This is a genomic window from Dickeya sp. Secpp 1600, from assembly GCF_003049805.1.
GTDB classification, from domain to species: Bacteria; Pseudomonadota; Gammaproteobacteria; order Enterobacterales; family Enterobacteriaceae; genus Dickeya; species Dickeya fangzhongdai.
The window spans coordinates 1801978-1823571 of the sequence record NZ_CP023484.1 but is presented as its reverse complement, the minus strand read 5'-3'; the positions used below and the strand labels follow the sequence as shown (position 1 = coordinate 1823571).

At 61.2% G+C, this 21594-nt stretch carries 18 protein-coding genes and 1 pseudogene; 4 read left to right on the top strand and 15 right to left on the bottom strand.

Annotation, left to right across the window (positions count from 1 at the left end; genetic code table 11):
- Position 1: 1 nt before the first annotated feature.
- The 4 genes and pseudogenes from CPA59_RS08180 to CPA59_RS08165 all read right to left on the bottom strand — a co-directional run.
- A complete protein-coding gene (locus tag CPA59_RS08180; protein ID WP_107759051.1) occupies positions 2-928 on the bottom strand; it encodes a glyoxylate/hydroxypyruvate reductase A in 927 nt (308 codons plus the stop codon).
- Positions 928-1776 (bottom strand): GNAT family N-acetyltransferase, encoded by an 849-nt coding sequence (locus tag CPA59_RS08175; protein ID WP_107759050.1) that lies wholly within the window; start codon positions 1774-1776, stop codon positions 928-930. Before CPA59_RS08175 ends, CPA59_RS08180 begins: the two co-directional genes overlap by 1 nt.
- 9 nt (positions 1777-1785) lie before the next feature.
- Entirely contained in the window at positions 1786-3117 is a 1332-nt protein-coding gene (locus CPA59_RS08170; protein WP_107759049.1) for an FAD-binding oxidoreductase, read from the bottom strand.
- 228 nt (positions 3118-3345) lie between these two features.
- Positions 3346-3528, bottom strand: a pseudogene (locus CPA59_RS08165) (ABC transporter); the annotation flags it as partial.
- Between the two features lie 252 nt (positions 3529-3780).
- Here CPA59_RS08165 and CPA59_RS08160 point away from each other — a divergent pair.
- Complete coding sequence (locus CPA59_RS08160; protein ID WP_038918588.1) at positions 3781-4587, top strand: C1 family peptidase; 807 nt, start codon at positions 3781-3783, stop codon at positions 4585-4587.
- Positions 4588-4704: 117 nt separating this feature from the next.
- Here CPA59_RS08160 and CPA59_RS08155 read toward each other — a convergent pair whose 3' ends face one another.
- From CPA59_RS08155 to fdnG, 6 genes are all read right to left on the bottom strand, one after another.
- Entirely contained in the window at positions 4705-5985 is a 1281-nt protein-coding gene (locus tag CPA59_RS08155) for an MFS transporter (protein WP_107759048.1), read from the bottom strand.
- 53 nt (positions 5986-6038) lie between these two features.
- Positions 6039-8168 (bottom strand): alpha-galactosidase, encoded by a 2130-nt coding sequence (locus CPA59_RS08150; RefSeq protein WP_107759047.1) that lies wholly within the window; start codon positions 8166-8168, stop codon positions 6039-6041.
- A gap of 136 nt (positions 8169-8304) precedes the next feature.
- On the bottom strand, positions 8305-9330 hold the full coding sequence (locus CPA59_RS08145) for a LacI family DNA-binding transcriptional regulator (RefSeq protein ID WP_107759046.1): 1026 nt from the start codon (positions 9328-9330) through the stop codon (positions 8305-8307).
- Positions 9331-9747: 417 nt separating this feature from the next.
- A complete protein-coding gene (fdnI, locus tag CPA59_RS08140; protein WP_042859393.1) occupies positions 9748-10389 on the bottom strand; it encodes a formate dehydrogenase-N subunit gamma in 642 nt (213 codons plus the stop codon).
- On the bottom strand, positions 10382-11290 hold the full coding sequence (gene fdxH, locus CPA59_RS08135; RefSeq protein WP_042859392.1) for a formate dehydrogenase subunit beta: 909 nt from the start codon (positions 11288-11290) through the stop codon (positions 10382-10384). Before fdxH ends, fdnI begins: the two co-directional genes overlap by 8 nt.
- A gap of 12 nt (positions 11291-11302) precedes the next feature.
- Complete coding sequence (gene fdnG / locus CPA59_RS08130) at positions 11303-14350, bottom strand: formate dehydrogenase-N subunit alpha (RefSeq protein WP_107759045.1); 3048 nt, start codon at positions 14348-14350, stop codon at positions 11303-11305.
- Between the two features lie 550 nt (positions 14351-14900).
- On the opposite strand from fdnG, the gene CPA59_RS08120 reads away from it, so the two are divergent.
- The 3 genes from CPA59_RS08120 to CPA59_RS08110 all read left to right on the top strand — a co-directional run bounded on the left by CPA59_RS08120 (position 14901) and on the right by CPA59_RS08110 (position 16938).
- A complete protein-coding gene (locus CPA59_RS08120) occupies positions 14901-15956 on the top strand; it encodes an MBL fold metallo-hydrolase (protein WP_107759044.1) in 1056 nt (351 codons plus the stop codon).
- A gap of 279 nt (positions 15957-16235) precedes the next feature.
- Entirely contained in the window at positions 16236-16496 is a 261-nt protein-coding gene (locus CPA59_RS08115; protein ID WP_024105364.1) for a type II toxin-antitoxin system RelE/ParE family toxin, read from the top strand.
- A 73-nt stretch (positions 16497-16569) separates the two neighbouring features.
- Positions 16570-16938 (top strand): helix-turn-helix domain-containing protein, encoded by a 369-nt coding sequence (locus CPA59_RS08110; protein WP_024105363.1) that lies wholly within the window; start codon positions 16570-16572, stop codon positions 16936-16938.
- Between the two features lie 131 nt (positions 16939-17069).
- On the opposite strand, the gene CPA59_RS08105 is transcribed toward CPA59_RS08110, so the two are convergent.
- The 5 genes from CPA59_RS08105 to CPA59_RS08085 are packed head-to-tail and all read right to left on the bottom strand — an operon-like array spanning position 17070 to position 21543.
- Positions 17070-17711 (bottom strand): RraA family protein, encoded by a 642-nt coding sequence (locus CPA59_RS08105; RefSeq protein ID WP_107759043.1) that lies wholly within the window; start codon positions 17709-17711, stop codon positions 17070-17072.
- Positions 17712-17743: 32 nt separating this feature from the next.
- Positions 17744-18553, bottom strand: a complete 810-nt coding sequence (locus tag CPA59_RS08100) for an ABC transporter ATP-binding protein (protein ID WP_049854931.1) — start codon at positions 18551-18553, stop codon at positions 17744-17746.
- Positions 18554-18564: 11 nt separating this feature from the next.
- Complete coding sequence (locus CPA59_RS08095; RefSeq protein ID WP_039695444.1) at positions 18565-19596, bottom strand: iron ABC transporter permease; 1032 nt, start codon at positions 19594-19596, stop codon at positions 18565-18567.
- A 10-nt stretch (positions 19597-19606) separates the two neighbouring features.
- Positions 19607-20629: an iron ABC transporter permease gene (locus CPA59_RS08090; RefSeq protein WP_100849302.1), complete on the bottom strand. Its 1023-nt coding sequence runs from the start codon at positions 20627-20629 to the stop codon at positions 19607-19609.
- A complete protein-coding gene (locus CPA59_RS08085; RefSeq protein ID WP_107759042.1) occupies positions 20626-21543 on the bottom strand; it encodes an ABC transporter substrate-binding protein in 918 nt (305 codons plus the stop codon). The genes CPA59_RS08090 and CPA59_RS08085 overlap by 4 nt, the downstream gene beginning before the upstream one ends.
- Positions 21544-21594: the final 51 nt, after the last annotated feature.

Genomic DNA, 21594 nt, shown 5'->3' with positions numbered 1-21594 from the left:
TTTAATACCCTTGTTGACGGTCGATCACGCCGACCATCGGCTCGCCCCGCTCAAAACGGGCGATGTTGTCCATCAACGCGCTCACCGCACTGTCCGCCTGGGTCTGGCTGGCGATATGCGGCGTCAGCCACAGCGCCGGGTGCGACCAGAACGGATGCGTCGGCGGCAACGGCTCCGGATCGGTGACATCCACCACTGCGCCCCGCAGGCGACCGCTATCCAGCGCCGCCAGCAGATCGTCGTGGTTCAGCTGCGCGCCGCGCCCGACCTGCACCAACGCCGCACCCGCCGGCAACTGGTCGAATAGCGACGCGTTGAGCATGCCGTGGGTGGCAGAGGTCAGCGGCAGCAGGCACACCAGAATGTCGGTGTCGGCCAGAAACGCCGCCCGCTGCGCGTCGCCGGCAAAACACGCCACGCCCGGCAAGGATTTGGGCGTGCGGCTCCAGCCGCGACAGGCGAAACCAAGCGACTGCAACTGCGTCACCACCGCCTGCCCAAGCTCGCCCAGCCCCATCACGCCGACGCGGCGTTGCGACGCCGGCACCAGCGGATGTCCCTGCCAGCGTTGTTCGCGCTGCTGTTGCAGATACAACGGCATGTCGCGGTGCAGCCCCAATACGGCAAAGGTGACGTACTCTACCATGCCGCTGACGATGCCCGGTTCCACCATTCGCGCCACCGGCAGCGACGGCGGCAGCGCCGCATAGTCGAATTGATCGGCGCCGGCCCCTACCGAAAACAACACCTTGAGATTGGGCAGGCTGGCGATCAGGTCCGCCGACGCGTCCCACGCCACCAGATAGTCCACCGCCGCCGGGTCCGGCACCTCGGGCCACTGCCAGAAACGCGCCTGCGGATAACGGCGGGCGATGATTTCCGCCCACAGCCGCCCACGCTCTGCCATCGACTTATACAGAATGTTCATTACGCCATCGCCTGCGTCATCAGCGCCCAGGCGCGCATTCCGCCCGCCTCCGGCTGCCACGGCGCACCCCGGATCATGGTGACCGGCGCGTCCACCTGCTGTAGCCCGCAGTCGGCCAGCCAGCTTCCCAGCCCGAGCGCGGCATCGCTGTCGATACGGACAAATTCGCCGCTGACCTCGGCCATCAGCGCGCCGATCAAGCGACGGGCGTTATCCACGCTGTCGGCAATCACCGGGCCGATGGCGTAACCGCGGCCAAAACGGCGCAGCGCGGCAAAACCAGCGGTACGGCCGTGCTGTTCCAGCACCCGACTCTGCGCCGACTGACGCAGCAACCAGGCGATCAGCGCCGGACGCGCCAGCCCGTGCGCCTGTTGATCCAACGCCGTCAGGTATGGCGCATCATCCAGCGCGGCGGCCCGCAGCCGTTGCCCATCGAGCAATACGGGCGCGGCGAACGCCGGCAACCGCGGACACTGGTACTGATGAACTTCGCCCACCGGCGCAAATCCCAGCCGGGCGTACAGCCCCTGCCCGGCGGCCGTGGCGTGCAGCCGCACCTGATAGCCGTCAAGGCCGGTTAACAACCCTTCCATGAGCATCCGGCCGATGCCGCGCCCCTGCTGCTGCCCGTCCACCACCACCAGACCGATGGTGGCCCAGCGGTCGCCCCAGCGCCAGCACAGCGCGGTGCCCACCGGTTGCCCCCGGTCTTCCGCCACCAGCCCTTCGCCCAGTTGCAGCGCGTCCCGCCAGTCTTCCAGCCGGTGCGGCCAGTTCATCTGCTGAGTCAGCGACCAGCCGTAGTCGGCATCCGCCGCCGTCATGGCGCGTAACGTTATCGTCATGTCTGGTCCTCACATCATGCCCGGCGCCTTCAGCCCGGAACCGTCCACCAGTCGGGCATAGCGGAACGGGGTCGGGTCCACCACCGGCGTCTCGCCGGTCACCAGATCCGCCGCCAGCCGACCGGCGCCCGGTCCAATGCCGAAACCGTGCGCGCTATACCCGGCGGACAACACCAGCCCCGGCAGACTCTCCACCGTCGAAATCACCGGAATGGCGTCCGGCGTGCTGTCTATCATGCCGCCCCACGCCTGTACGGCGCGGATAGCGGCCAGCGCCGGGTATTCACGCCGCATCGCCGCCAGCCCTTCGCTCACCATCGCCATGTCCGGCGCCGGGTCGAGAATGCGGGTTTTCTCGAACGGCGAAATGCCGTCGAATGACCAGCTTGCCCGCGCCTCCGGCCCGCACAGGAACGGTTTGATGCCCGGCCGGAACGACAGGTTTTTACGCCGGGCGCGGAAGGTAGGGTAAAATTGACGGGCGTAGCGCAGGCTCTGGAAACCCGGCTCCAGCCGGCCGCGCCCGGACACCGACACCGTATAGCTGCCGTCCAGCTGCGGGCGGCAGGCAAACGCGGCGGTGTAAAACGGCAGGCCGATCGCCTGTTCGATCGGCGCGGTGCGAAACGCGGTGCCAATCACGTTGCCCAGCGGCAGTTCGATGCCGTGACGACGGCAGAACAGCGAGCTCCAGACGCCGCCGGCGCAAATCACCGTTGAGGTTTTCACCCGCCCGCGCTCGGTCCACACGCCGCTGACCCGCCCGCCGCTGATGTCCAGCCCGCGCACCGCGCACTGTTGGATCACACTGGCGCCGAGGCGCTGGGCGGCGATCGCCAGCCCGGCGCAGGCCAGCGCCGGTTCGGCATGGCCGTCGGTGGGCGACGACACCCCGCCCAGCCACGCGGTGGTGCTGCCCGGCGTCATCGCTTTGGCCTGCTCGGCATTCAGGATGTCGCTGCGCACGCCATAGCCTTTCGCCATCTTGCCCCACTTGTCCCAGGCGTCGATCTCCGTCTGATCCTGCGTGGTGTACAGCAGGCCGGAGCGGCGGAATCCCAGCTCTTCGCCGGTTTCCTGTTGCAGTTCCTCCCAGCGGCGCAGCGCGTAGATAATCAGCGGCAATTCGCGCTCGTCGCGGTTCTGCTGCCGACACCATCCCCAGTTGCGGCTGGATTGCTCGCCGCCGACCAGCCCTTTTTCCAGCAGCAACACGCTGACGCCTTTTTTCGCCAGTTCATACGCTGCCGCCGCGCCGGCAATTCCGGCGCCAATCACCACCACGTCCGCCTGATCCGGCAACTGGCTGCTGTCCTGAACATATCTGATGGGTGCAGGCATGTTGTTCCTCTGTAATTCACTAAGAATAGAAAAGGCGTCGTTGACGCCGGGGCTGTTAACCAACAGCCCAATTGTTTTTGTTACCAACCCGTCCATGCACGTACGATAAGCGACGCTGCGCAGAATAAACAGCCATGTTGCGTTGCAACGCCCTCGCTCGCCCGCATAAGCGGTGAAGGCGCAAGCTAGCGGTCTGTCGCCACGGCGTTCCGTTTATTCCGCCCGCAACTATTCCGCCCGCAACACGTCGGCCGGTAAGAACTCATGCTCTTCCAGCCAGCCCTGCCGCAATTCCGGCACCGCCTGTTTGAGGCATTCATCATAGCGTTCCGACGACGGCTTATCGTAATCGGCGCGGGCCACCTGCGTCACTTTATGTCCATCTTTCATCACGATAATTTCATCGCATACCACCAACGCCCGCGCGGCCGATGCGCATTCAACAGGATGTAACGAAACAAACCACGGTGTTACCGGCGCAAACCGCATTTTGTGCCGTCAGCGGCAGGCGAACGGCGCTGGCGGACGATGCCGGATTTTCCGGGGTCATATCCTGCAACAGACGGTTATCAGCCGGTCACGATCTCTCAACCCATTCCGATAGCTGTATCAAGCGCATCGTCAACAATGGGCGGGAACCCTACGACCACGAGGTGGATTATCATGCTAACCAAAAGACGTAAATCCCTGCTGGGCTACATTCCTGATATCCCGGATATCCGCGACCATTTCTACGCGCCGGACCCAAGCGTACTGAAAGTCTTGCCGGCCAAAGTAGACCTGACCCCGACGTTCGAAGTGTACGATCAGGGCCCCATCGGCTCCTGTACCGCTAACGCGCTGGCGGGTGCCGTACAATTCAGCCGGTTGAAAATCGGTGAAAGGCCGAACTTCACGCCTTCCCGGCTATTTATCTACTACAACGAACGCACCATTGAAGGAGACGTCAAACACGACTCCGGCGCCATGCTGCGCGACGGTATCAAAACCCTGCACAAACTCGGCGTCTGCCCGGAAGACGAGTGGCCCTACGTGGCGACGCCCCCGCAGGAAGACGGCGGCGAGTTCCCGCCCGGCGCGCCGGCCGCCACCAAACCACCGGCGCGCTGCTATCAGGATGCGCAGAAATATACCATCACCAACTATCAGCGGCTGCATCAGGACCTGGCGCACCTGCAAAACTGTCTGGCCTGCGGCTTTCCATTTGTGTTCGGTTTTACCGTGTACTCCAGTTGGGTTGATTTGAAAAATCTGCCGGTGGTGGTGCCGTTGCCCTCCGGCAAGGACAGACCGGAAGGCGGTCATGCGGTGCTGTGCGTGGGGTATGACAACGCCACGCAGCTATTCAAATTCCGAAATTCGTGGGGAAAAGACGTGGGGGAGAACGGCTATTTCTACATGCCGTACGCCTACCTGCTGGACCGCCGACTGTCGCAGGATATCTGGACCATCAATACGGTTAAGAATTAGGCGCTCTGATTGGCCGGTATCCGGCAATACTTCGTGCAGCTTGCGCAGCGTCCCGCACACCGCGATGAAAGTACGGACAAGGCCGGCATCAGGCGGCAGACCTTGTCCTGTCTTTTTTCAGGATAGCGTTGTGCGATACGCGGGCTGCGCATTGGCACGCGAGCCGGATAGCGTGAACGCCGAGATAATAGTCACCGTCAGGGCGATCGCGCCAAGAATCAGATAGGTGTGCTGAAAACCGATGCGGTCATACAGATTCCCCGCCATCGCCGACAGGAAAATCGCCGCCGACTGTTTGGCGAACTGAAAGCCAATCAGGTAGATGGTGGCGGACAGCCGGGTGTCGAAGGTGGTGGTGATGTACTTGAACGCGCCCACCAGCAGGAACGGCACCTCCAGCGCATGCAGCATTTTCAACGCCACGACTTCCACCGCCGTGGTGGCGAACGCCGACCCGACGATGCGTACCGTCATGATCGTCCCCGCCACCAGTAACGTGTTTTTGGCGCCGATGCGGTTGATGATCCACGGCGAACAGAACATGATGACGGCATTAGCCAGTTCGCCAAGCGTGGTGGCAAAGCCAAATACCTGATTGCCCTGCTGCGGCGTGGCGAAAAACGATTTGAAGAAGTTGGCGAACTGCTGGTCGAACACGTCATACACGCAGGCCACCCCCACCACGTACAGCACAAACATCCACAGTTTGCGATCGCCAAATACCCCGGCCGCCATTTTCAGCGTCATTTGCGGTTGATTGGCGCCCAGCGCGTCCATCACCTGCGCCGTCGGATGCGGCTCGGGACGGGCTATCAGCAGCAACACCAGCAGAATCACCGCCGCGCCGGACCCCATCCAGAACACCAGCGCCGGGTTGACGTTAAACAACATGCCCGCCGTCGAGGCGCACAGCCCCCAGCCCAGGCAGCCGAACATGCGCGCCTTGCCGTACTCGAAACCGCTCTGGCGGCTGACGCGCTCAATGTAGGCTTCCACCGCGCCGGAACCGGCGGAAAACACCAGCCCGATATACACGCCGCCCGCCATCGCCCCCAGCAGGCTGTTGACCCTGAGCAGCGGCGCAAACACATACAGAAAGAACGGTGCGAACAAAAACAGCAAGATGGCGATAACCCACAGCAGGTGTTTTTTCAGCCCCAGCCGGTCCGACAATACGCCCATCAGCGGCTGAAACAGAATGGCGAACAGCGAAATGGCGGAAAACACCACCCCGGTCTGGGTTTTGTTCAGGCCGATCACTTCCGCCAGCCAGACCGGCAGAAACGGAAAGCAAGTCGCCATAATGAAGAAGTACAGAAAGAAGAACAGGCCGAAAATCCAGAAATTACGATTATGTTTGTGGGTGGTGATGCGTGGGGTCGGGTGGCTGATGTCCATATTATTATCCTCAGAGGGTCCAGACTGGGGAGAGGTCGCCCTCTCCCGCCGTATTACAGACGTTCCAACGCCAGCAGCAGCGCCGTTTCCGGGTTGAGGATCGGCAGGCGCAGCCCGGCTTTCATCAGCCATTCACCGCTGTATTCCGCCGGCGTCGCCATCCACGCCGGTAACTGGCGCATGGTGCTGCCGCCTTCGATCACCGGCTTCAGGTCAGGATGATCCACCACGGTCAACCGATAGCGAGCCTGCGGGTCCAGGCCGGGGAAGCGCAGCACCCCGGCCTGCGCGTAATCCGGCATCGCCAGTTGCGCCGCCAGAAACAGCGCCTGACGCCGATCGGCGCTGACCACCCCTTGCACCTGGGTGGAGGCGTCCGGCATGTCGACCCGCCACAGGCAGCCGGTGTGCAGCAGCGCGCGGTAACGCCGGTGCAACGCCACGTAATGGCGAAAACCAGCCTGCTCCTGCGCATCGGCGCGCACCGGATCCAGTTCGATGCCCATATGGCCGAACAGCGCCGTCAGGCCGCGAAAGGCAATGCCGTGCCGGCGTCCGGTGGCATGACAGCGATGATGACCGATGTGCGCCCCCATCACCTCTGGCGGAAAGAAGTAGCTCATACCGCGTTGAATCGTCTGCCGCTCCAGCGCGTCGTTATTGTCGGACGCCCAAAAGCGGTGGCAACGCCGCAGCACCTCATAATCGATACGCCCGCCGCCGGACGCGCAGGACTCAAACTCCACCTGCGGGAAGCGCTCGCCCAGCACATCGAGCAGACGGTAAAACGCCTGCGTCTGACGGTCGGCCGCCGCCCGTCCCTGATGCGCCGATTGCACCAGCTCGCGGTTCATATCCCATTTCACGTAATCGATAGGGTGCTCGCCCAACAGCCAACTCAGGCGCGCCAGCAGGTAATCGAAGACCTCGGGGTTAGACAGGTCGAGCACGTACTGGTAACGACCGCTCGGCTGAGCGTAGCCGGGCAGCGCCAGCAGCCAGTCCGGGTGGGCGCGGCAGAGATCGGAATCCGGGTTGACCATCTCCGGCTCCACCCAGATACCAAACTCCATGCCCAGTTCACGCACATGGTTTATCACCGGCATCAACCCCTGCGGGTACTTGCGTTGGTCCACGTACCAGTCGCCGAGCGCGGCGCGGTCATGGTCGCGGCCGCGAAACCAGCCATCGTCGATAATGAAGCGCTCAACGCCCAGCGCCGCCGCCTGACTCGCCATCTGCATGATGTAGGCCGGGTCATGCTCGAAGTAGATCCCTTCCCAGGTGTTGAGATGCACCGGGCGCGGCTTACCGTGCGGAAAACGGATAATCTCCTGACGCAAAAACCGGTGAAACTGCTGGCTCATGCCGTTCAGCCCCTGCCGGGAATAGGCGGCGTACAGCCACGGCGTGGTCAGAGACTCCCCCTGCGCCAGCGCGATTTCGCCGGGCAGATAGAGCGCCTCCGCCTGCAACAGCCGCCGGCCGTCGGTTTTCACTTCCGCGCGCAGCCGGTGATTGCCGCTCCAGCCAAGGTGTACGCCCCACACCTGACCATGCTGCTCGGCAAACCCCGGCTCGCCGCCGATCATCGCCGGAAAATATTCGTGCGACGTGCGCCCGCGGCGGTTTTCCTGCACCAGACTGCCGTGCGACAACAAGGTGCGATGCGGCTGAAACTCCCGCACCCAACGGCCGTGAAACGCCATCACCTCCGCCGCCGACTCCGGCAGCGGCAGCGTCGTCGCCAGCCGCTGTACCTGCCAGTCGCCCGGATGCAGGTTGGTCAGGCAGTGACGCAGTTGCAGCACCCCGCTGTCGGCGTGCAGCCGTAATTCGGTGGTCAGGCGCAGGCCGGCCTGCGGGTCTTCCGCCACGATAACCAGTTGCTGCGGGTCGAGTTGCCGTACCTCAACGGTGGTCAGCACCGCAAAGGCGTCGAGGCCGTTGCGATGACCTTCGATCCCCGGCGAGCCGAACAGCCCGCGTCCGGTTTCCGCCGCCAGCGTCACCGGCACATCCACATCCAGCCGTCCGTTCGCCACCGGCCGCGACAGGCTGTCGGCATCCTGCGGTGAAAACGTCGCCAGATGCGGCCCCCAGTACAGTATTTCCGCCGCCGGCCGGCAGCGGACAATCACGTCCGTCGCCGGACTGGCGAGACGAATCAGCGTCGTATCCATCCTCATCCTCCTGAACGATTGATGAGGTTAGTTGTATTCCGAAACGTTTCGGATAGGAACCGAAACGTTTTGGTTTTGTGATCGGGTTAAAAAGCGAACGATGAAAGCGATGATATGAACGCGTCGGCGGGAACGGCTATCCAGCCTGCGCCGGCGGTGGGTTATCGGTCTGCCCGGCACGCAATTGCGGTTGCCACAAGACCTGCAACGACGCAGGTTCGTCTCCCGCCAGCAGGCGAAATACCATATCGGCGATCTGCTGCCCGACCTGCGCGCGGGTGGCCTGCGTAATAGCGGTGACCGGTATCTCCACCAGCGAGTCAGCCGGCAGGCCGTCATAGACGATCAGCGATACCGCCTGCTCGCCCTGCAGGCGTCCGCTGTCGCGCAACGCCAGCGCTGCCCCCTCCCCCTGCGTACTGCCGTCGACAACGATGGCGGTGGGCGGCTGCGGCAGTGCCAGCCATTGCAAGGTGGTCTGGTATCCTTCCCGCCGTGATGGCGCGACCTGACGCAGCAATTCGTCACGCCGGTCGATACCGGCGGCGGCCAGCGCGTCCAGATAACCGGCGCGCCGCTGGACAATGAACGACTGCGGGTGGTGTTCGCCAAGAAAGGCGATATAGCGATGGCCGAGCGCGATCAGGTGACGGGTGGCGAGCGCGGCGCCGGCCTGACTGTCGAAATCGAACCAGGCATAGGGCGACGGCAGGTCGCTGCGCCCGAGCGCCAGAAACGGAAAGCGGATCGATTGCAGATACTGCAGGCGAGAGTCCTGTTGCAGGGTGTGGGCGACAATCAGCGCATCCACCCGGCGGCTTTCAATCATGCGCAAAAACGCAGGGTGGTCGGACTGCTCTTCGTCGGCGATCAACAGCAGGTCAATCTCCTGCTTCGACAATTCATGGCTGATCTCCGCCACCATCTCCATAAAGGTGGCATTGCTGAGCGGCGCAGGTTGCAACGGGAACACCAGACCCACCGCATCAATGCGGCCCATTTTCAGGCGGCGGGCAAAGGTATTGGGGCGATAGCCGAGACGTCGCGCCTCCTCTTCCACCCGCAGACGCGTCTCGGCGGCCACGTCATCGTAGCCGTTCAGCGCCCGGCTGACGGTAGTGACCGACAGCCCCAGCGTTTTTGCAATCTGTTTCAGTGACATGGCGCATCACCCACCCTGAATTCCGTTACGCGCCAGACTATCACAAATCGCCGCAAGGGGGGATGTGAGAGGCTGTTGACAAACAGTTGGATGTCTTGTGAATGGTATTATCCGTCTGGACTGTGGATGATTTCGTGCGAGGTAAAGCCAATCTTTCCTTTGTAATATTACCGCTCGCACGACAAGGAGAGGTTGTATCTTGCTCATGTCGTGATTAGCTATCACGACATGAAACAGAGTGAGCTCAAACGCCACCTCTCCTTGACCACTGGCTGAGGGCTAAACAGTGCCGCTTCGCGGTTCCTTCGGCGTTCGCCGCGTCCATGCGGCTCACCCGGCGAAGTCGGCCACCTCAGCACCGTTTTTAACGCCGGAAACCCCTTCGCCTGCCATGAAAGGCACTACGAGAAGGGAGCCTTATTTCTTGTCTTTATTGGCCTTGGCGATCACATCACGCGCCCAGCGCGGGTGATGTTTCAACGCCCACTTCTCGGATACCTTGCCTTCGATCATCCCTTTGATCGAGCCGCGCACCCAGAACGCCATGTACATGTGAATCAGGATGGCGTGGATCAGCACGATGGCCGCCGTGGCGTGCAGCAGAATGGCGTAACGCACCACGTCGATCGGGAACAGATGCGCGAAGTACGGGCGCCACATGATGATGCCGGTAATCAGCAGCACCAGCGTCAACCCCATGATGCTCCAGAACATCATCTTCTGGCCGGGGTTGTACTTGCCCACGTCGGCGACTTCATGCTCATTACCCTTCAGCACCTCGATGATGTTGAGGAACCACGGCAAATCACGCAGCTTCGGAATGTTATGCCCGACAAAGCGGAAGAACATCGGCACCAGACACACCACAATCAGAATACCGAAGAACGGGTGCATGATGCGTCCCATCTGCGGCGTACCGAAGGTCTGCGTCAACCATTGCAGCGTCGGGAAAAACAGCGCGATGCCGGACAGCGCCACCATAAAGAAGCTGATCACCACAATCCAGTGGCAGACACGGTCAATAAATTTGGTGCGCACAATCATTTTCGGGTTACTCATGCTTATCTTCTCCTTCGTGCGGTTGCCCTTCATGCGGGTGCGCGGTCTCTTCCGTGTTCGGCCCGATGCCGATGTAGTGGAACATCAACCCGGCGAAGGTGGCGACGAAGCCCAGCGTCGAAAGCGGTTTGAGAATGCCTTTCCACAGGTTGACCGGCGTCGAGATTTTCGGGTTGTCCGGCAGGTTATGGTACAGCGACGGTTTATCCGCATGATGCAACACATACATCACGTGGGTGCCGCCGACGCCCTGCGGGTCGTACAGGCCGGCCTGGTCGTAGCCGCGTTTTTGCAGATGCGCGACACGTTCGGCGGCGAGCTGCTTCATCTCGTCCTTGGTGCCGAAGTGGATGGCGCCGGTCGGGCAGGTCTTCACGCAGGCCGGCTCCTGTCCGGTGCTGACGCGATCCACGCACAGCGTGCATTTGTAGACGCGGTTATCCTGCTTGTTTAAGCGCGGAATGTTGAACGGACAGCCGGCGATGCAATAGCCGCAACCGATGCAGTGCTCGGACTGAAAATCGACGATGCCGTTGGCATACTGAATGATGGCGCCCGCCGATGGGCAGGCTTTCAGGCAGCCCGGTTCGGCGCAGTGCATACAGCCGTCCTTGCGGATCAGCCACTCAAGACGGTCTTCGCTTTCCACTTCGGAGAAGCGCATCACCGTCCAGGATTTGGCGCTCAGATCGGCCGGATTGTCGTACACCCCGGCGTTGTGACCGACGTCATCACGGATGTCGTTCCATTCGGAACAGGCCGCCTGACAGGCTTTACAGCCGATGCAGGTGGTGACGTCGATCAGTTTGGCGACTTCGCTTTTATCATCCCGAACCTGTGGCGGCGGCGTCAGGCTACTGGTGGCCGAGCGCTGGATAATATCCTGAGATTGCATTGACATAACGTTTTACCCTTACACCTTTTCCACATTGACCAGGAACGCCTTGTACTCCGGCGTTTGCGAGTTCGCGTCGCCGACGCTCGGCGTCAGGGTATTCGCCAGGAATCCCTTGCGCGTGGCGCCCTCAAATCCCCAGTGACAGGGAATGCCGACGGTTTCGATCGCTTTCCCGGCCACGGTCAGCGTCTTGATGCGCTTGGTCACCACCGCTTTCGCTTTGATGTAACCGCGCTGGCAGGACACTTTCACCATGTCGCCCGCCTGAATTCCTTTGCTTTTCGCCAGGTTCTCGCCGATTTCGACAAACTGCTCCGGCTGAATGATGGCGTTCATCCGCGCGTGTTTGGTCCAGTGGCGGAATAGCTCGGTAATGGAATAGGTGGTGGCGACGTACGGGAAATCGCTCGCCTTGCCCATGGTTTTGGCGTCGCGCGCGAACAGGCGCGCCGCCGGGTTGGACACCACCGCCGGGTGCAGCGGGTTGGTGCCAAGCGGGGTTTCTATCGGTTCGTAGTGCTCCGGGAACGGGCCGTCCGCCAGCTTGTCCAGCGAGAACAGCCGGGCCACGCCTTCCGGCAGCATGATGAACGGCATGGTGTCTTTGCCCGGAGGTACGGTGGCGGCGAAGTCCGGTACGTCGATACCCTTCCACTTCTGGCCGTTCCATTCCAACAGCTTGCGTTTGCTGTCCCAGGGTTTGCCCTGCAAATCGGCCGACGCGCGGTTGTACAAAATGCGGCGGTTCTGCGGCCAGCACCAGGCCCAGCCCGGCGTGCTGCCCAGACCGACGTCGGTATTGTCGCGGTTAGCCATCTGGTTGCCGACGTCGGTCCAGCTACCGGCGTAAATCCAGCAGAAGCTGGCGGTAGTGCCGTCGTCGCGCAGTTGCGAGAAATCGGACAGCTGTTGGCCTTTTTTCAGCACCAGATTGCCTTTGTCATCAAACACGTCCGCCAGCGCCATGCCGTTACCTTCGCGGGCGATCTCTTCCGGCGTCGGGTCTTCCGGGTCCTGATAGTTCCAGTTGATGTTCATCACCGGTTCCGGACAGACGCCGCCCTCTTCATGGTACAGCTCACGCAGGCGCATCATCAGCCGACCGAGGATTTTACCGTCGTGCAGCGCTTCACCCGGCGGCTCGGCCGCGGCCCAGTGCCATTGCAGCCAGCGGCCGGAGTTGGCGATGGAGCCGTTTTCTTCGGCAAAACAGCTGGACGGCAGACGGAACACTTCGGTCTGAATGTCAGCCGAATTCACGTCGTTAAACTCGCCGTGGTTCTGCCAGAACGTGGAGGTTTCGGTAGCCAGCGGGTCGATCACCACCATGTATTTCAGTTTCGACAGCGCGGCGGTGGCCTTGTTTTTGTTGGCGAACGCCGCCAGCGGGTTAAAGCCCTGAACGATGTAGCCGTTCATTTTGCCGTCCAGCATCAGTTCCGTCTGGACCATCACGTCATAGCTGCGGTCCCACTTCGGCAGCCAGTCATAGCCCCAGTTGTTGGACGCCTGCGCGTTATCGCCCCAGAAGCTCTTCATCATGCTGATAAAAAACTTCGGCGTGTTCTTCCAGTAGTTCACCTGATCCGGCAGCAGCGCGTCCGGCGTGATCTGGCTGAGGTAGGTTTTCAGATCGCCCTGTTTCTCGGACGGCAGCGGCATGTAACCCGGCAGGTTGAGGCTCAGCAGCCCCAGATCGGTATAGCCCTGAATGTTGGAATGGCCGCGCAGCGCGTTGATGCCGCCGCCCGCCATGCCGATGTTGCCCAGCAGCAGTTGGATCATCGCCGCCGCGCGGATAATCTGCGCGCCGTTGGTGTGGTGGGTCCAGCCCAGCGCGTACATGAAGGTGGCGGTTTTGTTGGGTACGCAAGTATCCGCCAGCGACTGGCAAATCTCTTCGTAGGCTTTCGCCGGCGTGCCGCACAGCGAGGTCACCATCTCCGGCGTGTAGCGGGAAACATGTTTTTTCAGCAGGTTCCACACGCAGCGCGGGTGGGTCAGGGTCATATCCCGTTTGGCGAAACCGTCCGCCCCTAGTTCGTACTGCCAACTGCTCTTGTCATACTGGCGAGTCTGTGGGTTATAGCCGCTGAACAGGCCGTCGTCGAAGCTGAAATCCTCACGCACGATCAGGCTGGCGCTGGTGTAAGACTTCACATACTCGTGGTGAATCTTGTCGTGGGTAATCAGGTAGTTGACGATGCCCAGCAGGAACGCGGCGTCGGAACCGGCGCGAATCGGCGCGTACAAATCGGCGACCGCGGCGGAACGGTTGAAGCGCGGATCGACCACAATCAGTTTGGCATCATTGTGGGTTTTGGCTTCCACCGCCCATTTGAAACCGACCGGGTGCGCTTCCGCTGCGTTGCCGCCCATCACGATAATCACGTTGGCGTTTTTAATATCCACCCAGTTGTTGGTCATCGCCCCGCGGCCAAAGGTCGGCGCCAGCGCGGCAACGGTCGGGCCGTGGCACAGGCGGGCCTGGCAATCGATGGCGACCATCCCCAGCGAACGGGCGAACTTCTGGTCGAGAATGCCGGTTTCATTGCTGGCGGCGGAAGAGCACAGCATCCCGGTGGTCAGCCAGCGGTTGACCAGCGCGCCTTTGGCGTTGACGCGCTCGAAATTGGCGTCGCGGTCTTTTTTCATCAGGCGGGCGATGCGGTCAATGGCGTCATCCCAACTGATGCGTTGCCATTTGTCCGAACCGGGCGCGCGGTACTCTGGGTATTTCAGGCGGCCTTCGCTGTGGATGTAGTCCACCAGACCGGCGCCTTTCGGGCATAACGAGCCGCGACTGACCGGATGATCCGGATCCCCTTCGATGTGAAAGATGGCGGGTTTGGCGTTTTTCGCCCCGTCGCCCAGGCTATACATCAGCAGCCCGCAGCCGACGGAACAGTAAGTGCAGTTATTGCGCGTTTCCTTCGCCCGCAGCAGCTTGTACTGACGGACCGATGCCATCGCTTCCGTTGGCGTAAACCCTAAGACAGCGAGTGTCGTCCCAGCCATTCCCCCGGCACAGACTTTAAAAAAGCCCCTTCGATTAACTTGCATGCTTTTCCCTATAAAATTTATGTATTTTTTTTGTTGCGGGAAATCTAACAACACGCCACGAGGAGATTTTGAGCAAAATCAAAAATTACGGTTTTAATGGTACATTCACCCCCTTTATGGGTATTGGCAGACGAATTTTCGTTATGTAATTAAATACATAACGATTAAAATGCTTATTTAATCGACATTATGGCGCTGTTTCGCCCCCTATTTTTTTCGGTATCAGCACCTCATCTCACCATCACCGCCCACCCGCCATTACCCATACCAATAACCTATCGCTACGAATGCGTAACAATCGCGCCGTTCGGCAATGGCGTGAAGAAACCGGCCTGACGCGATTTTGCAACATACCGTCAACAGCCGGTTTTGCTGATAAACCACTGGGACCGGATGTTCCGGCACGATCAGCCGGCAGACGGCGCGCAGCCATAACGCATGGCCGCGATGAAAATGGGGGTACGCCTTGAATCCTGACGCTTTTGGCACCACATCTATATCCATACGCTGATATAACCTGTAGCCACAGTTGCACTGATCCGGAGGCCTTATGGCGGACCCGCAAGCAAAGCATTATTCTCCCGAAACCGGGCGTTTCTTTAACCTGCGTCCGGCTACTGCGCCGCGGATGAGCCTGTGGCAAAGTTTGTCGCTGCTGTGGCGGCTCGGGTTTCAGCGCAAAGGGCGAGTGCCGGACAAACGGCTGCCGGAGGTATCCCCCGACCTCAATGCGTTCCTCGCCGCCGACGAACGCCTCAAATTTATCTGGTTCGGGCACTCGACCCTGCTGCTCAATCTGGATGGCGTTCGAATTCTGACTGACCCGGTGTTCTCCGCCAGCGTCTCACCGTTCAGCTTTATGTTCCGCCGTTTTCAGCCGCCGGCGCTGACGCGCGAAGCGCTGCCGGATATCGACATCATCCTGCTGTCGCACGACCACTACGACCATCTTGACGAGCAGACCATTCGCGCCTTCCGCGATACCACAACCCGCTTTATCGCCCCGCTGAAAGTGGGCGAACATCTGCAAAAATGGGGTATTGCGGCACAGCGGATTCAGGAACTGGACTGGTATCAGTCCCATACGCTCAACGGCATCACCTTTACCGCCACGCCGTCGCACCACTTTTCCGGCCGCAGTTTGTCCGGGCGCAACACCACGCTGTGGGCGTCCTGGGTGATTCAGGGGCAGCGGGAGCGTATTTTTTTCAGCGGTGATTCCGGCTATGGCGAGCACTTCCGCGATATCGGCGAACGCTTCGGCCCGTTTGATCTGGCGTTGATGGAAAACGGCCAGTACAACCACCGCTGGCCGGATTCGCACATGCACCCGGAACAGACCGTGCAGGCGGTGCAGGACGTGCGCGCCCGCCAGTTCATGCCGATCCACTGGGGTATGTTCGCGCTGGCCTTTCACGACTGGGCCGACCCGGTGCGCAGCAGCAGCCAACTGGCGCGAGAGCGACAGTTACCGATCATCATGCCGATGCTGGGGGAAGTCGTCACACTGGGAGCGCCGACGACAACGCCGGCATGGTGGGAGAAATGCGCCGACGCCCGGCAGGCATCACTGATCACCGATACCGCCGTGCAGGATGTGGAATAGCAGAGATGGGGGACGAACAGCGCGCCAGTATTGCCGATTTCACCCACGCAACCGGCTGAGATCTCAGCACATCGAGCTCCAACAGCTGGCGTTGCCGCTACTGTTAGCAACGAGATGGGCAAAAGATGACCGAAAGCGGCTTTCTTTTCATGAATGTGACCAAATTCTATGTTGCTATAAACTGAATGATAAGATAATAAGAAAAATTGCAGGAACTAATACTTTATCTTATTATTAACTTATCCAAAGGGATATGCTCTTTAAAAACTGAGGAAACAGATGGTAAAGGTGATCTGGTCAAGGAAAGCGCTGAAACAACGTCTGACCATCGACAAGCGATATCAGAACGCCATAAGTGAAAAGGTGACTGAACTGGAGAATTTCCCTGCTGTCAGGTTGGATATCGTCCCATTGAAGGGGAAAGAAAGTATGTTCAGGATGAGGGTTGGCGACTACCGGATCATTTTCCAAATCATTAAAGGTGAACCGGTGATCTGTGAAATCAAAGAAGTTAAGCGCAGAACGTCAACAACCTATTAATCAGGCAGGGAAAACCACACGTTTCCTCAATGACATAAGACGACCGCGACTCATAGAAACCCGGATAAAAAATATGTCAAAACCGCAATATATCAATGATGTGAACGGTAAACCGCAATTCGTGGTATTACCGATAGATGTGTACGAAAGCCTGCTCTCCAATGATGAGAGCGGGTACGAATCCATTCCTTATACCGCTGATGGGCATGATGATGAAACCGTGCCAAATGAGGTGGTCAACATTATGTTTCGTGACGATATCAGCCTGCTGGCCGCCTGGCGCGTTTACCGCGGGCTGTCGCAGTACGATGTGGCGGAACGACTGGGTACGACGCAATCAGCGGTTTCTCAGTGGGAAGCCAAAGACTCCCGCCCGCAGAAGAAAACCCGTCAAAAGCTGGCTGAACTGTACGGATGCCAGCCTGAACAGATGATTTTGTGATTTATGAGTGCGCATGTCTCTGTTCGCATGATCTAAAAAGGATCAATGATGCTACGGCCCGCCAGAAATGGCGGGCCGTTTCTCCGCAGGTGATGGCCCCCTATAAATAAAGGGGTTGCCGGCAATCACGGTCACCGGTCGTTGATGCCGGAGGCGCACTCGGGCAATTTCCGCCGCAACGTGTCCCGCCGTTCTGTATCCGCGAATTCCTTGTGTTGCGCCTTCTCCAGCCAGTCGCGGGCAGCGGACGGACTGAGAATAAACACCCCATCGTCATCGCCGATCGCCACATCGCCGGGTTGCACCGTCACGCCCGCCACTGTCACCGGTACATTGACCGCCCCTGCCGTTCCCAGCGTGCGGGTGGTAATGGCGCTGACGCCTTTGCAGAACACCGGCAACCCCAGTTGACGCAGCGCGCGCGAGTCGGTCACCGCGCCGGCCACCACCACGCCCGCCAGCCCTTTCACGCGCGCTGCCAGCGCGCGCAGTTCTCCCCAGCAGGCGCGTTCTTCCTCATCAGACGCATCAATCACCAGCACGTCGCCGGGCTGGCTCAGCAGCAGCGCCTCACGCAATACGCCGCCGTCCGGCGGGCACAGTTTCACCGTCACCACGTTGCCGACCATCTGCACGTCCGGCAGCAACGGCCGGATGCCGGACAAATACCCCGCCTCCGTCAAATGACCGAGGGTCGAGGTGCTGATGTGGCGGTAGCCTGCCAGCAGGTCATCACTGAGCGGCGGCACGCGGGGAATAATGTGATAATTCATCGTCTATCCTGCAACAGGTTGAACTTCCGGCTTCACGCCATCGGCGCGTCTTCCCGCGGTTTCTCGCGCCCGAACGGAATACACAGCGGCGTATGGAAAAACGGGTCGGGGATGATACGGCAGTCCAGATTGAATACCGTCTTGACCAGCGTTTCGTCGAGGATTTCAGCCGGCGCGCCCTGTGCGAAAGCGGTGCGATCGTGTACCGCCACCATGTGGTCGGCGTAACGGCAGGCCAGATTGAGGTCGTGCAGCACCATAATGATGGTTTTGCCGTGCTGGCGGTTCAACTCACGCAGCAAATCCAGCACCTCGATCTGGTGCGCCAGATCGAGGAACGTAGTGGGCTCGTCCAGCAGCACCACCTCGGTGTCCTGCGCCAGCGTCATCGCTATCCATACCCGCTGACGCTGGCCGCCGGACAAGGCATCCACCGGTCGTTCCGCCAGTTGCTGGGTACCGGTCTGCGCCAGCGCCAGGTTCACCATCCGCTCATCTTCCTGCGACCACTGCTGCAACCAGTTCTGGTAAGGGTAGCGCCCCAGGCTGACCAGCTGTTTCACGGTAATGCCTTCCGGCGCGTCCGGCATCTGCGGCAAAATCGCCAGTTCGCGCGCCACCTCGGCGGTGGACTTGCGGTGGATATCCTCGCCATTGAGGACAACCGTCCCGCTCAGCGGCCGGAGCAAACGGGCGAAGGATTTGAGCAGCGTACTTTTGCCGCACCCGTTGCTGCCAATCAGCACCGACACTTTGCCCTTCGGCAGCTGGATATCCAGATTGTCGATAATGGTCTGGCTGGCATAGCCGAGGGTCAGTTCCCGGCTGGTAATGGCGGTCATCATCCGTTTCCTTAATGACGTTGTTTAATCAATAAATACAGAAAGAACGGCGCGCCCAGCGCCGATACGAAAATCCCGGCGGGCAGATCCAGCGGCAAAAACAACGTTCGTCCGCACAGGTCCGCCACCATCACCAGCCCGGCGCCGCAAAGAAACGCCATCGCCGCCTGCCCGGCAAAGGTCGGCGCCACCAGCCGTTTGGCGATGTGCGGCGCGATCAGCCCGACGAACGCCATCGCGCCGCCCCAGGCAATCGCCGCGCCCGCCAGCGCCACGCTGAGCAACAACAGCGCCAGACGCAGCCACTGCACCCGCACGCCGATGCCCTGCGCCAGCCCATCGTCCAGTTGCTGGACCCGCACCTGACGCGCCAGCCACACCAGCCACGGCGCAATCAGCAGCAGCCAGCCGCCCAGCTCACGGGTTTCGCGCCAGCTGGCGCCGTAGACGCTGCCGGTCAACCAGACGTAAGCCGACAGCGTGGTGGTCAGCGGGCTGAACACCAGCATAAAGGTGGTCGCCGCCATCAACAGCGCCGACACGCCGACGCCGGTCAGCACCAGCCGCTGCGGCGATACGCCCGCCTGCCACGCCAGCCAATACACCGCCAGCGCCGCCGTCGCGGCCCCGATCATCGCCGCCAGCGGCAGGTAGTGCGCCCCCAGCGTGGTGGCGAGAAACGACAGGTAGAACACCGCCGCGGCGCTGGCGCCGCTGGTGATGCCCAGAATATCCGGCGAGGCCAGCGGATTGCGGATCATCGCCTGCAAAATCAGCCCGGACACCGCCAGCGCGCCGCCCACCAGCGCCGCCAGCACCACCCGCGGCAACCGTAACTGCTGCACGATCAGCGCCGCGCCTTCCGGCTGCGACGACCATAGCGCCCGCAGCACCTCCCACGGCGACAGCATCAGTTTGCCGACGCCGAGCGATGCCACCATGACCGCCAGCGCCAGCAGCAACGCCAGCGCAACACGGCCTACGGTGGTCAGGTTGATCTGGCGGGAAAAACGCCCCTGCCGCCACACCAGCACATGGCTCATCCCCCCATGCTTATCCATAACGACCTCCGCGCCGCAGCAGGAAAATAAAGAACGGCGCGCCGAACAGCGCGGTCATCACGCCAACCGGCACCTCCTGCGGCACAATCACCACCCGCGCCAAAATATCCGCCAGCAACAGCAAAGCGGCCCCCAGCAGCGCGCAGCCGGGCAGCAGCCAGCGGTGGTCGGCGGGCAACAGTTTTCTTGCCATGTGCGGCACAATCAAGCCGACAAAACCAATGCTGCCCGCCATCGCCACCGCGCCGCCGGCCAGCGCCACGACCAGCAGGCTCATCAGCAGCCGGATGCGCCCGGTGCGCTGCCCCAGCCCACGGGCTATGGCTTCCCCGGCGTTCAGTACGTTGACCTGCCCCGACAGCAGCAGCGCGCCGACCAGCGCCGCCAGACAGTAACCCATCAGCGGCAGCACCGTCGCCAGCTCGCGATCGGCCACCGAGCCCGCCAGCCAGAACAGTACCGTATCCAGCCCTTCCTGATTCACCACCAGCATCGCCTGGCTGAAGGCGGCGAACATGGCGGTGATGGCCGCGCCCGCCAGCACCATGCGCAGCGGGTTAAGGCTGCCTTTGCCCATAGTGCCGATCAACCACACCAGACACCCGGCCGCCGCCGCGCCGGCAAACGCCGACCACAGCCACACCGACATCGCCACTTTGGGAAACAGCGACACACAGACAATCAGAAAAAACATCGCCCCGGCGTTGATGCCGAACAGCCCCGGCGACGCCAGCGGGTTACGGGTCAGCACCTGCATCAATGCGCCCGCCACCGCCAGACTGGCGCCCACCACGATGGCGATCAGCGTGCGCGACAGGCGGGTAGAGGTAACCAGAATATGGCTGACATTGAGCGGATCCGGATGCCACAGCGCGCCCAGCACTTGCGACGGCGCAATCCACATCGGCCCGACCATCAGACTGAGGACGGCCAGCGCCAGCAGGCAAACGCCGCCGCCCGCCAGCACCTGACCAGGCGCCATCCGCTTCCCGGCCGGTATCACGGCATGACTCATGGCGTGCCTCCGGCGATACCGGTGACCCGGGCGATGTCGTCCAGCATCATGTTGGCGCCCAGAATGCCGCCGGACAGACTCCAGGTGACGCCATTCACCACCCACACCTGATTGCGCCGCGGGGCGCGTAACCGCTGCCACAGCGGGTGACGAATCAGGGACTCATAGTTGCGTTGCACAGACGGACTCTCGGATCGCAGGAAAATGAAAAAGATGTCGGCATCCACCACCGGGATACTCTCTTTGCTGGTCAGTTTGAGCGAGACGCCCGGCTGGGCGAGGCTGGCGTCGCTCCAGCCAAACCCCAGTTCGCTCAGCACCGAGCCGGGAAAACTGCCGGGCAAATAGCTGCGGATATGGTCTTCGCGGATATCCAGTATCGACACGGTCGGCGGCCAGTCGCCGCCGAACTTGCGTTGCAACTGCCCGCGCAGCCAGCCCACTCGCTGCTGCCAGTCCTCCAGCAACCGATCGGCCACCGCCTGACGCCCAAGCGCCTGCCCCATCACCTGCACCGTTTTTTTGAACTGGTAGATTTCATCCAGCATCACCACCGGCGCAATCTGAGACAACAACGGCTCCAGCCGCTGATGGCGAAAGCGCGACGCGATGATGGCGTCGGGCTTCAGCAGCACGATGTCTTCCAGACTGGGCTGGGTTTCCAGCCCCACATGCGGCACCCCGGCCAGCGCCTGACGCAGGTAGCGGTACATGGGCTTCTCGCTCCACGAATCCACCACGCCGGCGGGCGTAATCCCCAGCGCCACCGCAGTATCCGTGGCGCCCTGAAACAGGGTGATGACCCGTTGCGGCATAAACAAGGACTGGGCCAGCGCAGGCCGGCCCAGTCCCAGTGGCAACAGGCTTAACGACAACCGCAGCAACCTGCGGCGCGAAAGCAAATACTCATTCACGATTCTGTGTGATCTACCTTACAGGTTGAACTGTTGACGGACAGTTGGGGC

Coding starts and splice junctions, on each gene's coding strand:
- CPA59_RS08180 (WP_107759051.1), bottom strand. CDS start 928: ATGAACATTCTGTATAAGTCGATGGCAGAGCGTGGGCGGCTGTGGGCG.
- CPA59_RS08175 (WP_107759050.1), bottom strand. CDS start 1,776: ATGACGATAACGTTACGCGCCATGACGGCGGCGGATGCCGACTACGGC.
- CPA59_RS08170 (WP_107759049.1), bottom strand. CDS start 3,117: ATGCCTGCACCCATCAGATATGTTCAGGACAGCAGCCAGTTGCCGGAT.
- CPA59_RS08160 (WP_038918588.1), top strand. CDS start 3,781: ATGCTAACCAAAAGACGTAAATCCCTGCTGGGCTACATTCCTGATATC.
- CPA59_RS08155 (WP_107759048.1), bottom strand. CDS start 5,985: ATGGACATCAGCCACCCGACCCCACGCATCACCACCCACAAACATAAT.
- CPA59_RS08150 (WP_107759047.1), bottom strand. CDS start 8,168: ATGGATACGACGCTGATTCGTCTCGCCAGTCCGGCGACGGACGTGATT.
- CPA59_RS08145 (WP_107759046.1), bottom strand. CDS start 9,330: ATGTCACTGAAACAGATTGCAAAAACGCTGGGGCTGTCGGTCACTACC.
- fdnI (WP_042859393.1), bottom strand. CDS start 10,389: ATGAGTAACCCGAAAATGATTGTGCGCACCAAATTTATTGACCGTGTC.
- fdxH (WP_042859392.1), bottom strand. CDS start 11,290: ATGTCAATGCAATCTCAGGATATTATCCAGCGCTCGGCCACCAGTAGC.
- fdnG (WP_107759045.1), bottom strand. CDS start 14,350: ATGCAAGTTAATCGAAGGGGCTTTTTTAAAGTCTGTGCCGGGGGAATG.
- CPA59_RS08120 (WP_107759044.1), top strand. CDS start 14,901: ATGGCGGACCCGCAAGCAAAGCATTATTCTCCCGAAACCGGGCGTTTC.
- CPA59_RS08115 (WP_024105364.1), top strand. CDS start 16,236: ATGGTAAAGGTGATCTGGTCAAGGAAAGCGCTGAAACAACGTCTGACC.
- CPA59_RS08110 (WP_024105363.1), top strand. CDS start 16,570: ATGTCAAAACCGCAATATATCAATGATGTGAACGGTAAACCGCAATTC.
- CPA59_RS08105 (WP_107759043.1), bottom strand. CDS start 17,711: ATGAATTATCACATTATTCCCCGCGTGCCGCCGCTCAGTGATGACCTG.
- CPA59_RS08100 (WP_049854931.1), bottom strand. CDS start 18,553: ATGACCGCCATTACCAGCCGGGAACTGACCCTCGGCTATGCCAGCCAG.
- CPA59_RS08095 (WP_039695444.1), bottom strand. CDS start 19,596: ATGAGCCATGTGCTGGTGTGGCGGCAGGGGCGTTTTTCCCGCCAGATC.
- CPA59_RS08090 (WP_100849302.1), bottom strand. CDS start 20,629: ATGAGTCATGCCGTGATACCGGCCGGGAAGCGGATGGCGCCTGGTCAG.